The organism is Arthrobacter sp. L77, from assembly GCF_000816565.1.
Lineage (GTDB): Bacteria > Actinomycetota > Actinomycetes > Actinomycetales > Micrococcaceae > Arthrobacter_D > Arthrobacter_D antioxidans.
Genome location: NZ_JWSU01000006.1, coordinates 383,304 through 396,194, shown reverse-complemented (window position 1 = coordinate 396,194; position 12,891 = coordinate 383,304). Strand labels below are relative to the sequence as shown.

At 69.6% G+C, this 12,891-nt stretch carries 11 protein-coding genes and 1 pseudogene; all 12 read right to left on the bottom strand.

Annotated features, from left to right (window positions below):
• Position 1: 1 nt before the first annotated feature.
• Positions 2–2,824: a DEAD/DEAH box helicase gene (locus RY94_RS12015; RefSeq protein WP_043445370.1), complete on the bottom strand. Its 2,823-nt coding sequence runs from the start codon at positions 2,822–2,824 to the stop codon at positions 2–4.
• A 102-nt stretch (positions 2,825–2,926) separates the two neighbouring features.
• Positions 2,927–3,712 carry a twin-arginine translocase subunit TatC gene (gene tatC, locus RY94_RS12010; RefSeq protein ID WP_043446500.1) on the bottom strand — a complete coding sequence of 262 codons (786 nt, stop codon included), beginning with the start codon at positions 3,710–3,712 and terminating at the stop codon, positions 2,927–2,929.
• Between the two features lie 68 nt (positions 3,713–3,780).
• Positions 3,781–4,170 carry a Sec-independent protein translocase subunit TatA gene (tatA, locus tag RY94_RS18560; protein WP_082046311.1) on the bottom strand — a complete coding sequence of 130 codons (390 nt, stop codon included), beginning with the start codon at positions 4,168–4,170 and terminating at the stop codon, positions 3,781–3,783.
• Positions 4,171–4,207: 37 nt separating this feature from the next.
• Complete coding sequence (locus RY94_RS12000; protein ID WP_043445368.1) at positions 4,208–4,570, bottom strand: hypothetical protein; 363 nt, start codon at positions 4,568–4,570, stop codon at positions 4,208–4,210.
• A 9-nt stretch (positions 4,571–4,579) separates the two neighbouring features.
• A complete protein-coding gene (locus RY94_RS11995; RefSeq protein WP_052274297.1) occupies positions 4,580–6,568 on the bottom strand; it encodes a helix-turn-helix transcriptional regulator in 1,989 nt (662 codons plus the stop codon).
• A 119-nt stretch (positions 6,569–6,687) separates the two neighbouring features.
• Complete coding sequence (locus RY94_RS11990; RefSeq protein WP_043445366.1) at positions 6,688–7,083, bottom strand: FKBP-type peptidyl-prolyl cis-trans isomerase; 396 nt, start codon at positions 7,081–7,083, stop codon at positions 6,688–6,690.
• Positions 7,084–7,127: 44 nt separating this feature from the next.
• Positions 7,128–8,099 carry an FKBP-type peptidyl-prolyl cis-trans isomerase gene (locus RY94_RS11985; RefSeq protein WP_052274296.1) on the bottom strand — a complete coding sequence of 324 codons (972 nt, stop codon included), beginning with the start codon at positions 8,097–8,099 and terminating at the stop codon, positions 7,128–7,130.
• A gap of 179 nt (positions 8,100–8,278) precedes the next feature.
• Positions 8,279–9,640 carry a Pup--protein ligase gene (gene pafA, locus RY94_RS11980; RefSeq protein ID WP_043445364.1) on the bottom strand — a complete coding sequence of 454 codons (1,362 nt, stop codon included), beginning with the start codon at positions 9,638–9,640 and terminating at the stop codon, positions 8,279–8,281.
• Positions 9,640–10,222 (bottom strand): annotated as a pseudogene (gene prcA, locus RY94_RS11975) (proteasome subunit alpha). The gene pafA and the pseudogene prcA overlap by 1 nt, the downstream one beginning before the upstream one ends.
• Before the next feature lie 3 nt (positions 10,223–10,225).
• Positions 10,226–11,053, bottom strand: a complete 828-nt coding sequence (prcB, locus tag RY94_RS11970; protein WP_043445362.1) for a proteasome subunit beta — start codon at positions 11,051–11,053, stop codon at positions 10,226–10,228.
• A gap of 3 nt (positions 11,054–11,056) precedes the next feature.
• Complete coding sequence (locus RY94_RS11965) at positions 11,057–11,266, bottom strand: ubiquitin-like protein Pup (protein WP_043446489.1); 210 nt, start codon at positions 11,264–11,266, stop codon at positions 11,057–11,059.
• Between the two features lie 46 nt (positions 11,267–11,312).
• Complete coding sequence (gene dop, locus RY94_RS11960; RefSeq protein WP_082046387.1) at positions 11,313–12,878, bottom strand: depupylase/deamidase Dop; 1,566 nt, start codon at positions 12,876–12,878, stop codon at positions 11,313–11,315.
• Positions 12,879–12,891: the final 13 nt, after the last annotated feature.

Sequence of the window (12,891 nt, the reverse complement as noted above, 5' to 3'; positions counted from 1 at the left end):
CTTACTCGCTGATGTTCGAGTATGCCACCACGCCCCGACGGACCAGGGCGATCGCGCGCTTGCAGGTCTGCTGCAGGTTCCCGGGCAGGTCCGGCACCTTCGCGAGCTGGTCGAGGAGGTCGATGACCTGCTTGGACCAGCGCACGAAGTCACCGGCCGCGAGGTCGGTCCCGCTCAGGGCGGCCTGCAGGGACCGGCCCTGGGCCCACTTGAACATCGGCCACACGAGCGAGAGCTCCGGTTCTCCGGTGACAGGGAGCCGGTGCTGCTCCTCGACGTCGTTGAGCTGCGACCACCGGCGGATGATCGTCTCGACGGACCCCTCCAGCGCCACGCTCGGCATGACCGGGCGCAGTCCCCGCTCCTCCCGCTTGGCCTGGTACACGAGCACGGTGATGACCGCGGCGAGCTCGGCGGCATCGAGGTCGCCGAATGCCCCCTCCTCGATGCAGAGTGCGATCAGGAGGTCCTTCTCCCCGTAGATCCGTCGGAGCTTCTGGCCGGAGGCGCTGACGGCGACGCCGTCGTCGGTGTATTCGAGGTAGCCGTAGTGCCCGAGGACCTCCGAGACGCGGTCGAAGGTCTTGGCGATCGTGTTCGTGCGGCCCCGGATCTGGCCGGCGAGCCTGTCCGTCTCGCGGCGCAGCTTCCCCCAGCGCTCGGCCCAGCGCGCGTGCTGTTCGCGTTCGCTGCAGCCGTGGCAGGGGTGGGCGCGGAGGCGGCGACGGAGGTCCGTGATCGCGCGTTCCTCCGCGGCTGCCGACGCCGAATACCCGGCGGAGACCCGGTCGGCACCCTGGCGCGGTGGCCGGTTCTCCTGCAGCGCATTCCGGAGGGACGAGGTGAGGTCGCGGCGGTCCTTCGGGCTGCGCGCGCTGAAGTGCTTCGGGATGCGGATGCGGGAGAGCACCTCCACCGGACCGTCCAGGTCCTGCACGCCCACGCGGCGGATTTGGGTCTCGAGCGTGAGGACCGTGGGCCGCGGTTCCCTCGACGTGTCGCCGTCCAGCACCACGGCGAACCCCTGGCTCCGCCCGCCGGGCACGTCGATCACGTCGCCGGGGCGCAGGGACTCGAGGGAGGACTCGGCCGCCGATCGCAGCGTCCGCGACCGGTCCCGGGAGGCCCGGGATTCGAGGTCGGACAGTTCGCGTCGCAGGTTCGCGTACTCGCGGAAGTCCCCGAGGTGGCATGTCATGGACTTCTCGTAGCCCCTGAGGGAGTCCTCACGACTGCGCACCTGCTTCGCCAGCCCCACCACGGAGCGGTCCGCCTGGAACTGCGCGAAGGAGGTCTCGAGGATCTCCCGGGACCGTGCCTGGCCGAACTGGGCCATGAGGTTGATGCTCATGTTGTAGGTGGGGCGGAAGCTCGAGTTCAGCGGGTAGGTGCGGCGGGAGGCGAGGCCCGCCACCGCTCCCGGGTCCGTGCCGGGCTGCCACAGCACGACGGCGTGGCCCTCGACGTCGATCCCGCGGCGTCCGGCCCGTCCCGTGAGCTGCGTGTACTCCCCTGCCGTCACGTTGACGTGGGCCTCACCGTTGAACTTGTCCAGCTTCTCCAGCACCACGGTGCGGGCAGGCATGTTCACGCCGAGGGCGAGGGTCTCGGTGGCGAACACGGCCTTCACCAGGCCCGCGGCGAACAGCTTCTCGACGATCTCCTTGAACGTGGGCAGCATCCCGGCATGGTGGGCGGTGAACCCGCGGATGAGGCCTTCACGCCAGGTCCAGAATCCGAGGATCTCGAGGTCGTCCCGGGGGATGTCCATCGTGGCGGCGTCCACCGTCTCGCTGATCTCGTCACGCTCGTCCTCCGTGGTGAGCCACAGCCCGGCGTGCAGGCACTGGGTGACGGCCGCCTCGCAGCCGGCCCTCGAGAAGATGAACGTGATGGCCGGGAGGAGGTCCGAGCGGTCGAGGGCCGCGATCACCTGGGGCCGCGTGGCCCGGCGGACCAGCGTCGTCGGGGGCGGTCCGCCGCGGCCGTTGCGCTGCTTGCCGCGCCGGCCGCCGGCGCCCCAGCCCGCCCGCTGGTTCATCCGGATCTCGCTGCTGGCCAGCTCGAGCAGTTCGGGGTTCACGTCGTACTGGTCGCGGGCGCCGGCTTCCGCCCCGGCGGGCGCCGCCTCGTCGAACGCGACGTCCCCGGCGAACAGATCCATCAGGTCGTGGCCCACCATCACGTGCTGCCACAGGGGCACGGGCCGGTGCTCCGACACGACGACGTCGGTGTCCCCCCGCACGGTGTCCAGCCATGCGCCGAACTCCTCCGCGTTGGACACCGTGGCGCTGAGGGACACCAGCTTCACCTCCGTGGGAAGGTGGATGATCACTTCCTCCCACACGGCGCCACGGAACCTGTCGGCCAGGTAGTGCACCTCGTCCATCACCACGTACCCGAGGCCGTCGAGGGCGTCCGAGTTGGCGTAGAGCATGTTGCGCAGCACCTCGGTGGTCATCACGATCACGTCGGCGTCACCGTTGATGCTCGTGTCCCCGGTCAGCAGACCTACGCGCTCGCTGCCGTGCACGGCGGCGAGCTCCGAGTACTTCTGGTTGCTGAGCGCCTTGATGGGCGTGGTGTAGAAGGCCTTGAGACCGTGCTGCAGTGCCATGAAGACCGCGAACTCGCCGACGACCGTCTTGCCGGCCCCGGTGGGCGCCGCGACGAGCACTCCCCTGCCCCCCTCGAGTGCGGTACAGGCTTCCCGCTGGAACGGATCGAGCTCGAAATCGAGGGTCTGCTCGAAATGGAACAGCTGCGTCCGGGAGTGGTCCGTGCGGGCCCTTGCAGCTGCGTATCTCTCCGCGGGGGTGTTCATCGTTCCACCCTAGACGTTCCGCGGGAGACGGGCACGCGGTGCCACCGCGGCGCACCCGGGCGCGGACCACCCTTGCGGGAGGGCCTTCCGGCGTGCCTCGGGTCAGAGGGCGTCCAGGGGCGTGGCGGTGTCCGCGGTGGCGTCGACGGCGGCTTCGCGGGCCGCGGCGCGGCGGGCCCGGCGCTTGTCGTTGAGCAGGCACAGCCCGATCGCGACGAAGAACAGCAGCAGCAGGGGGACCGCGAGATAGAACATGCTCAGCGCGTCGCCGCCCGGCGCCGCCATCGCCGCGAACAGGCACACCAGGAACACGGTGATACGCCAGGCCTTCAGGACCTGCCGGCCCGAGACCAGGCCCACCATGTTCAGGCCCACCAGGACCACCGGCAGCAGGAACGCGATCCCGAAGGCCAGCATCAGCCGCAGCACGAACGCGAAGTACACCGAGACGCTGATGTAGTTGGAGAAGTCCTCCGGCGTGAACTCGGTCAGCACCCGCACCGCGTTGGGCAGGATCATCCACGCCAACCCGATCCCGGCCAGGAACAACGGGAACGCGACGGCGATGAACGCCAGCGCGATCCGCCGCTCCTTGGTCTTCAGCCCCGGGGTGATGAACGCCCACAACTGGTACAGCCATACCGGGCTCGAGAGCACCAGGCCGAGGAACACCGAGACCTGGATGAGCAGGTCGAACGGGGACGCCGCACTGTCGAAGTTCAGCGACGCCGTGCGCCCCTCCTGCCCGTTGATCGCGATGATCGGGGCGGCCAGGGCGCGCAGCACCGGCTCGTACACGAAGAAACCCAGCACCGTCGCGGCGATCACCGCGATCGCGGACTTGAACAGCCGGTTGCGGGCCTCGCGCAGGTGCTCCTTCAGGGCCATCCGCCCCTCGGGGTTGGCCTTCCTGCCGCGCTTGCGCGCCGATGCGGGTGACACGAGGAGGATCCTGCCTACTGACCGGGGTGCGGGCTACCGCTCTGCTGCGACGGACCCGCGTGACCGTGACCGTCGGCACCGGGAACCCGTGCCTCAGGAGACGGGGTGGCGGACGGGGCGCCGGCGTGGGGCTGCGCGGGACCCTGTGGCGGGACGGGGTGCTGGGCAGGCGCCTGATAGGTGGGCGTGTACGCCTGCGGCGGCGGGGTGTTCACCACCCGGCCCTCCACGGGATCCGTACCGGCCTCACCCGTGTTGTTCTCGTCCTTCATCTGCTTCACCTCGGACTTGAAGATCCGCAGCGACTGACCCACGCTCCGGGCCAGCCCGGGCAGCTTCGGCGCACCGAACAGGACGATCGCAAGGACGATGATGATGACGATATGCCAGCCTTCGAGCTTCATGCCCAATTCCTCTCGTTGGTTCGCCCTCGAGTTTAGTTCACAGGTGGGGCATGTCGTGCAGCAGCTGCGGCTGTTCGCGTTCGGCCCGCTTGGCGACGCGGCGCGCACGCCGGTCGTCGATGCGGCGGGTCCTGGCCAGGTCCCGGGCGGCGCGGACCGCCTCGGGGGCCGAGAAGACGGCCGGGACGGGGATGCCGGGCGCACCCGGGCGGGCTGCTCCCGTGCCCTCGTCGACGGCGTCGGCAGGGGGTGCGTCGACCTGGAGACGGTCCATGGCCTCGCCGAATTCACCGAGTGTTCGCATTCCGCGGCGGAAGACGCGGAAGCCGACGACGGCGAGGAAGATGACGCTGACAGCCACCAGCGCAACCCACAGCACGATCCACATCCACCAGAACATGGTCCCAGTCTAGGCCAGTGCCTGGTGCGCGCGGGCTGCCTCGAGCCAGCGGAGGGTCTCCTGGCGCAGTTCCGCCGGGGCGATGACGGCCGCCGATCCTCCGAGGCCCGCGACGAGGCCCGGGATCCAGGTGCTGGACGCCACTTTGAGGCGGGCGGCCAGGCGGTCCTCGCCGAGCTCCTGCACGGCGTCGGCGTTGTACTGGGCCGCGATCCAGCGGGCCCGCGGTTCGAGCAGGAGCGTGACGGCGAGATCGGCATCGCCGGACCGGTAGGGCGCGACGCTCCGCCGGTCGCGGGCGAGGAACTCCTCGTCCAGGTCCGCGGTGGCGGGCTGCTCCGTCAGGGTTGCCCGCTGGATGCGGTCCAGCCGGAAGTTCCTCAGTCCGTCGGAGTCCACGCTCCAGGCCTCCAGGTACCACGTGTCCTGGTGCAGGAAGATGCGGACCGGTTCGAGGAGGCGGTGCGTGATCTCGTCGCGCGTGGGCACGAAGTAGTCCACGTCGACGCGCACGTTCGAGTGCAGGGCGGCCTGCAGCACCTCGAGCGTCGGGTCGACGTCGTCCTCCGTGAGCTTGGTCGCCAGGGCGGTCCCGATACGCGCCGCGTCGCCGGTCGCGGCGGTCAGCTTGGTCTGGGCGCTGACGATCGCCTCGTTGTTCCTCATGCCGGGAAGCTCCCGGAGGGCCTGCAGCCCCACGATCAGGGAGCATGCCTCGTCCATGCTGAGCTTCACGGGCTCCGCGAGGTCGCGCGCGTTGGTCAGGTAGATGCGGTCGTCCTCGATGTTCACGTCCATCAGCCCATCCGGGTAGTGGCGCGGCCCGCTGACGAACAGCAGGTCGAGGTCCTTGGTGAGCTGGCTCTCGGTCACGTCGAACCTGCGCGCCGTCTCCGCCACCTCGGCCCCCGGGTTCGCCAGCAGGTACGGGACGAGGTCGAGCAGGCGCAGCAGGTGATCCTGGGAGGAGGACTTGCGCCGGGGTGCGGGGCGGGCGCTGCCGGTGATCTCGAGGTGCTCGGGCGCACCGAGAGCCGCCTCGTGGGCGCCGTCGAGGAGCCGGACGACCTCGGCGGCCAGCTCCTGCGGCTCCTCGACCCTCGCATTGACGCCCAGCCCCGCGATGGTCGCGGCCATGGGGCTCGATGCCGCGTACGGCACCCGCAGGACGTCCCACTCCTCCCCCGCCTGCACCATCTCGGTGTCCTTGCGGACGCGCAGCACCTGGCAGGAGCCGGGACGCGCCGCGATGACGGCGGTCCGGTCGGGCTCGCTGCGGGACAGCGAGGAGAGCGTCTGGTTCATGTCGAAGGACGGCGGGACCTCGAACGTCCCCTGCAGGATGACGGGCTCGCCGGTCATCCGCGAGAGGCGGAAGAACCGTTCGGCCTTGCGCGTGGTGTCGAAGCCGACCACGTACCAGTGGCCGAAGCGCGCGCCCATGCCCCAGGGATGCACGGTGCGGACCTCCTCACGGCCCGTGCTCGCGGCCCGGTACGGGAACCGGAGCGGGGTGCGGGAGGTCAGTGCCTGCCATACGGTGTCCCAGTAGGGCGCATCCGTGGTGATGCGCGGCTGGATGAGCGGGGTGAGTTCGACGCCGCCGCCGATGCTGCGGGAGCTGAGCTTCCGCAGGGCCCTGGACGCAGCGGAGTCGAGGGAGCCCTGGTCCCAGACACCGGCGGCGAGGTTGAGGACGGCGTACTCCTCGGGCAGGAAGGTCACGCCGCCGAGCCGGTAGTCCTCGGCGCTGATCCGGTACCGCTGCACGGTGTTGTCGTTGTCGAACAGGGCGTCCTCGCTGAAGGCCTCCAGCGGGATGCCCTGCTCGCGCAACGCCGCCTTGTCGCGGTCGAAGAGCTTCTCACGGGCCGCGACCGACGTCGCCTCGCGGTACAGGTCGATCTCCTCGAACAGTTCCTCCTTCGTGAACCCGCGGCGGCTCGACAGGAGCATGATCACGAGGGTGAGGAGGCGTTCGGTACGTTTTGCGGACACGGTGAAACCCTACCTTCACGGGAGCGGCGGAAGGGACGCACACCGACCGTGGTCGACGTACGTCCCTTCCGTGTGGTGGTGCCGGGGGCAGCCGCGGATCCGAGGCTGCCGAGGTGGTGCTAGCGGACCCCGAGGAGGTCGACGACGAAGATCAGAGCCTCGTTGGGGCCGATCGCCGAGCCTGCGCCGCTCGCGCCATAGGCGAGGTGGGACGGGATCTCGAGACGCCGGCGGCCGCCGACCTTCATGCCGAGGAGTCCCTGGTCCCAGCCCTGGATGACCTGGCCGACGCCAACCTTGAAGTCGAGCGGGGTGCCCCGGTTCCAGGAGGCGTCGAATTCCTCGCCCGTGGAGAAGGCGACTCCCACGTAGTGGGTGGAGACGGTGTTGCCCGGCTTCGCCTCGTCGCCGGTGCCCGTGATGATGTCCTCGATGACGAGGTCGGTGGGGACGTCGTGGGCGGGGAAGTCGATCTCCGGCTTCTGCCGGTCGAATTCGCGGTGTCCGAATGACATGGATACTCCTTGGGTGCTGTGGGTGGGTGCTGGGCGGGCCGTCGCTATTCGGCGGCGGTCTTGCCGGTGATCTCGACGAAGAACACGAGGGTGCCGGAGGGCTGGCCCTCGCTCGCGTTGGGGTAGGCCCACGGCTCGGGGATGACCAGGAGCACCTGGGAACCGACCTTCTGGCCGGCGAGACCCTTGGTCCAGCCCGTGATGACCTGGTTCAGCGGGAATTCGGCGGGCTCGCCGCGCTCGTAGCTGGAGTCGAACTGCTCGCCGTCCTCCCAGCGCCATCCGCTGTACTTGGCGGTGATGGTGTCCGACTCGGCGACCTCCTCGCCCGTCCCTTCCTTGAGGACCTTCACGACGAGGTCCTCGGAGGGCTCGTTCTCGGGGATGGTGACCGCGGGCGCGCCGTCCTCCCCGAAGGTGAACGTGGGCAGCTTGCCCTCCTCGTCGAGCTTCCCGACCTCCTCGGGCGAGAGTACCTCGGGCTCGGGCGGGGGCTGCTCGGCGGAGATGACCTTCAGGACGATCAGCTGCTCCGGGGTGGCCTGCTGGCCCTCCGCGGGTTCCGGTGCGGGACGCGTGTACCCGACCTGCGCGCCGACCTTCGAACCGGTCAGGACCTCGTAGAGCTCGGCGTCCTGTTCCTTGAGCATGTCGTCGACCGGGAGGACCTGGGGCTCGCCCTGGCTGTAGGTGTCCCCGAGCGCCTCGCCGTCCTCGGCGTTCAGCGAGACGAGGTGGTAGCGGATCTGCTCCCCGGCCTCGACCTCGTCGCCGTCGCCGTCCTCCAGGGTCTTCGCGGCCACGCCGGTGATGTCCAGCGGGGCTTCGAACTCGACTGTCGGCGCCTCCTCGTCGGAGCCTCCGCTGACGGTGACGGTGTCGAAGACCTCGGCGGCGCCTGCCGACGTCCCCGACGAGTTCCCGGACGAATCCCCCGTCAGGTCGTCCGTCGTGGGCCCGCCACAGGCTGACAGGACGAGCGTGAGCGCAAGGGAGGTTGTGAGTACTTTTCGCACGAAGCTACTTTCGGTTCGGTGTCCGGTCCAGGGTGCCCGTGGAACGATGGGCCCCGACCAGCCTAACGGCATCAGGGGTACGCCTGCTCCTGTGAATCTCCTGCCAGCTCCCCGTCAGCGCCCTGTCAAAAGGGTGACGGGCGGGGCTGCGGGCAGGAGGTCGGCCGCCGCCGTCGCCGTCACAACTGCTGCAGGAGTGCTTCGACCCGCTCGTCGACGGAGGCGAAGGGGTCCTTGCAGAGGATGGTCTGCTGCGCCCTGTCATTGAGTTTGAGGTGCACCCAGTCGACCGTGTAGTCGCGGTTCGCCTCCTTGGCACGCCGTACGAACTCGCCGCGGAGCCGCGCCCGGGTGGTCTGGGGCGGCACGTCCACCGCCTCTTTCACCGCCGTCTCCTCGATCACGCGGGCGGCCTCCCCCCTGGCCTGGAGGAGGAAGAACAGGCCGCGCGTGCGGGAGATGTCGTGATAGGTGAGGTCGAGCTGGGCTGCCTTCGCCGAATCGAGGTCCTCCCCGGATCGTGCCAGGTACCGGTCGATCAGCTTCTTCTTGATCGCCCAGTCCACCTCCCGGTCGATGTGCGCGGTGTTCCCCGTCTCCACCGCGTCGAGGACCCGCTCCCACAGGTCCAGGATGGCAGGCACGTGCTGGTTGTGCGCCCCGTGCTGCTGGACGAACGCCGTCGCCTTCGCGAGGTACTCCCGCTGCATCTCGAGCGCGGTCATGTGGCGGCCGTTCGCGAGTTTGAGGAGCTGCCTGCCTGTGAGGTCGTGGGAGATCTCGCGGATGCTGCGGATCGGGTTCTCCAGGCGGTAGTCGCGCATCAGCTCACCCGCCTCGACCATGCGCAGCAGCAGGTCCACGGAGCCGATCTTGAGCAGCGTGGTGGTCTCGGACATGTTGGAGTCGCCGGCGATGACGTGCAGCCGGCGGTAGTGCTCGGCGTCGGCGTGCGGCTCGTCCCTGGTGTTGATGATGGGCCGCGAGCGGGTCGTGGCGGAGGAGATGCCTTCCCACAGGTGGTCCGCCCGCTGGGAGAAGGCGTAGATGGACCCGGTCTGGGTCTTCAGGACCTTGCCGGCCCCGACGAGCAGCTGGCGCGTCACGAGGAACGGGATGAGGATGTCGGCGAGCCGGGCGAACTCGAGCTTGCGCGGGATGAGGTAGTTCTCGTGGCTGCCGTAGGAGTTGCCCGCGGAGTCGGTGTTGTTCTTGAAGAGGTAGATCCGCCCGTCGTAGCCCTCCTGCGCCAGCTTCCGCTGCGCCTCGGAGACGAGGTCCTCCAGGATCAGCTCTCCGGCGCGGTCGTGGGCGACGAGCTGGGCGAGGTCGTCGCACTCCGCCGTCGCGTACTCGGGGTGGGATCCGACGTCCAGGTAGAGCCGGGACCCGTTCGTCAGGAAGACGTTCGAGGACCTGCCCCAGCTCACGACCTTGCGGAAGAGGTAGCGGGCCACCTCCTCGGGGGACAGCGGGCGGGAATTGGGCCCCGAGTAGGAGATGCCGAACTCGGTCTCGACCCCGAAGATACGCCGGTCCATCAGCTGTCCTGTCCGCCCTGGAGCATGGTCTCGAGTTCGGGTCCGCCGATCCGGCGGAATGCGCGGTGGCTGCCACGCAGGGTGTCCGGGTCGCGTTCGAGGAACGCGACCTCGAGGACGGACGGGTCGAGGGCGGGAGCCCCCGGCCGGTCGCCGTCGGCCGCCGNTTATACACATCTAGATGTGTATAAGGGACAGGCCCACCTCGGCGACCACGAGCTCAACCTCGAAGGGCTTGCTCTCGGCCGTGAACACGGCGCCCAGGCTCTGCGCGTAGACGCTGGCAAGTCCGCGCGCCGTGACGTCCTCGCGGGCGTAGGAGTACCCGCGGACGTCGGCGTAGCGTACGCCGGCCTGGCGGAGGCTCTCGAACTCGTTGTACTTGCCGACCGCCGCGAAGGCGATGCGGTCGTAGATCTCGCCGAGCTTGTGCAGGGAGGGCGAGGGGTTCTGGGCGACGAGGGCGATGCCGTCCCGGCAGCTCATCACCACCACCGACCGGCCGCGCGAGATGCCCTTGCGCGCGAAATCGGCGCGGTCCTTCATCAGCTGCTCGGGCGAGACGTAGAACTGCTGGGTCATGGCCTATGCCTCCCGGCCCGCGGAGGAACGGGCGTCGATGATGGTGTGCGCCACGGCTTCGAGGGCACGCTCCGGGACGCGCCGCGTGCCGGCGGCGTCCACGACGTAGACCACGGGCCACAGGCCACGCACGGTGTCCGGTCCGCCGGTCGCGGAGTCGTCGTCGGCCGCGTCGTAGAGGGCCTCGACCGCCACGCGGACGGCGGACGCCTCGTCGAGGCGCGGATTCCACAGTTTCTTCAGGGCTCCACGGGCGAAGACCGAGCCGGATCCGACGGAGTGGTGTTCGTGCTCCTCGTAGCGGCCTCCCGTGACGTCGAACGAGAAGAGGCGCCCGAGGTGCCGGTCCGCGTCGAAGCCGGCGAAGAGCGGCACGACGGCGAGGCCCTGCATGGCCATCGGCAGGTTCTGGCGGACCATCGCGGCGAGGCGGTTGGCCTTGCCGTCCAGGCTCATCATGGTCGCTTCGATCTTCTCGTAGTGCTCCAGCTCCACCTGGAAGAGCCGCGCCAGGTCGACGCCGATGCCGGCACTGCCGGCGATCCCGAGCACCGATGAGTGGTCCGCGGGGAACACCTTCTCGATGTGGCGGCTGGCGATCACATTGCCCATCGTGGCACGGCGATCACCGGCCATGAGCACCCCGCCCGGGAACGTGAGCGACACGATCGTCGTCGCGTGCGGCGCGAGATGGGAGGCGTCGGACGTCGCCGTGACCGGACCGAGCGTCCGGTTCGACGGCAGCATTCCCGGATGGTGCGCGCCCAGGTAGTCGGCGAAGGACGTCGAGGCGGCCCGTGGGACCGCTGCCGCGGCATCATCCGGAAGCATCCGCTACTGGCCGCCCTTCTGCACGAAGCCGCGGACGAACTCCTCCGCATTGGACTCGAGGACGCCGTCGATCTCGTCGAGCAGGTCGTCGACGCCCTGGGTCTGGCCGGAGTCCTGCGCGGCCGCGGGGGTCGCGGGGGCGGGGTCCGGGAGTTCCTCGTCCTCCGCTGCGGAGGACGAGCCGCCCGTGTTCCTGCGGTCCTGTGTCGCCACGGTATCCACCCTTTCCGTCGTCGTGATCAATTCGGAGGTCAGGCTCCTATGGTGCCACGCGTCGATCCGGGCCGCTCAACAATCGGGCGAGGAAATCCTCGGCATCCGTGGCTGCATCGAACAACGCCCCGGTGAGCGCCTCCGTACCCCGCAGCGGTTCGCGGGTCTGGACACGCTGCAGCCTCCGCTCCCCCGGGAGTTCGAAGATCAGCGAGTCCCAGCTCGCGCCCACCACCTCGGCGGGATACTCGGCGATGCACCGCCCGCGGAAGTAGGCGCGTGTGTCCCGGGGCGGCTGGACGGCGGCCCGCGCGACGTCGGCGGGGTCGACGAGCAGCTCGACGTCGCCCCTGCGGGCCAGCCGTTGGTAGATGCCCTTCTCGGGCCGCAGGTCGGCGTACTGCAGGTCGATGAGCGCGAGCCGGGAATCCGTCCACGCCAGGCCGTCCCGTGTCCGGTACGCCTCCAGGACCTTCAGCTTCGCAACCCAGTCGACCTCGCGGGCGGCCTCCATCGGATCGCGCCGCAGCGTCACCAGCAGCGACTGCCAGCGCTCGACGACGTCGAGCGTCTGCCGGTCGGCGTCCGCAGGGAGCGCGGCCAGGACCGCGTCGCAGTAGAGTTCCTGCAGCTGGAGTCCGGTCAGGCTCCGCCCGTCCTTCAGCCGGACCTGCACCGTCAGCGAGGGGTCGTGGCTGATGGCACGCAGCGCCTCGACCGGATCCTCGAGTTCCGGCACCGGGGCGAGGCCCTGCTCGATGAGGGAGAGGACGAGGGCGGTGGTGCCCAGCTTCAGGTAGTTCGACACCTCGCTCAGGTTGGCGTCACCGATGATGACGTGCAGCCGCCGGTACTTCTCCGCGACGGCATGCGGCTCGTCCCGCGTGTTGATGATGGGGCGCCGCACGGTCGTCTCGAGGCCGATCTCGTTCTCGAAGAAATCGGCCCGCTGGCTGATCTGGAAGCCGGGCTCCTGGTTCAGGGGGCCGAGACCCACGCGCCCGGCGCCGCAGACGACCTGGCGCGAGACGAAGAACGGGATGAGTGCCTCGGCCAGCTTGGAGAAGGGCACGCTCCGGGGGACGAGGTAGTTCTCGTGCGAGCCGTAGGAGACGCTCTTGTTGTCCGTGTTGTTCTTGTAGAGGATCACGGGCGAGAAGCCCGGCGTGGCCCTGATGCGGTCCATCGCCGCGACGGCCACGTGATCCCCGGCGCGGTCCCAGAGCACGGCGTCGAGGGGGTTGGTGACCTCGGGCGAGGAGTACTCCGGGTGGGCGTGGTCCACGTAGAGCCGGGCGCCGTTGTTGAGCACGAGGTTCATGAGCACGGCGGCCTCCGCGGGCTCCCCGCGCTCGAGCGCGATCTGCTCGGCGGTGAGTTCCACGGGCTCGTCCGTCAGCTGGCTCGGGTGGGCGCTGCCGCGGTCCATCCTGAAACCGCGCGCATCGGTCAGTGGTGTCTCGTCCGTGTAGTCCCAGCGGGTGCCCGCGAGGTTGCCGAGCCCGTCGCGCAGGGTAGCGGCGTAGGCGTTGACCACCTGCGAGGACAGCAGGGTGGGGTTCGCCGACGGCAGGGCCGGAGCGATGATGCCGTACTCGGTCTCCGTCCCCATGACACGGTGGACG

Excerpts from the sequence above, each read along its gene's own strand:
- RY94_RS12015 (WP_043445370.1), bottom strand. The coding sequence starts at position 2,824 with ATGAACACCCCCGCGGAGAGATACGCAGCTGCAAGGGCCCGCACGGAC.
- tatC (WP_043446500.1), bottom strand. The coding sequence starts at position 3,712 with ATGGCCCTGAAGGAGCACCTGCGCGAGGCCCGCAACCGGCTGTTCAAG.
- tatA (WP_082046311.1), bottom strand. The coding sequence starts at position 4,170 with ATGAAGCTCGAAGGCTGGCATATCGTCATCATCATCGTCCTTGCGATC.
- RY94_RS12000 (WP_043445368.1), bottom strand. The coding sequence starts at position 4,570 with ATGTTCTGGTGGATGTGGATCGTGCTGTGGGTTGCGCTGGTGGCTGTC.
- RY94_RS11990 (WP_043445366.1), bottom strand. The coding sequence starts at position 7,083 with ATGTCATTCGGACACCGCGAATTCGACCGGCAGAAGCCGGAGATCGAC.
- pafA (WP_043445364.1), bottom strand. The coding sequence starts at position 9,640 with ATGGACCGGCGTATCTTCGGGGTCGAGACCGAGTTCGGCATCTCCTAC.
- prcB (WP_043445362.1), bottom strand. The coding sequence starts at position 11,053 with ATGCTTCCGGATGATGCCGCGGCAGCGGTCCCACGGGCCGCCTCGACG.
- dop (WP_082046387.1), bottom strand. The coding sequence starts at position 12,878 with ATGGGGACGGAGACCGAGTACGGCATCATCGCTCCGGCCCTGCCGTCG.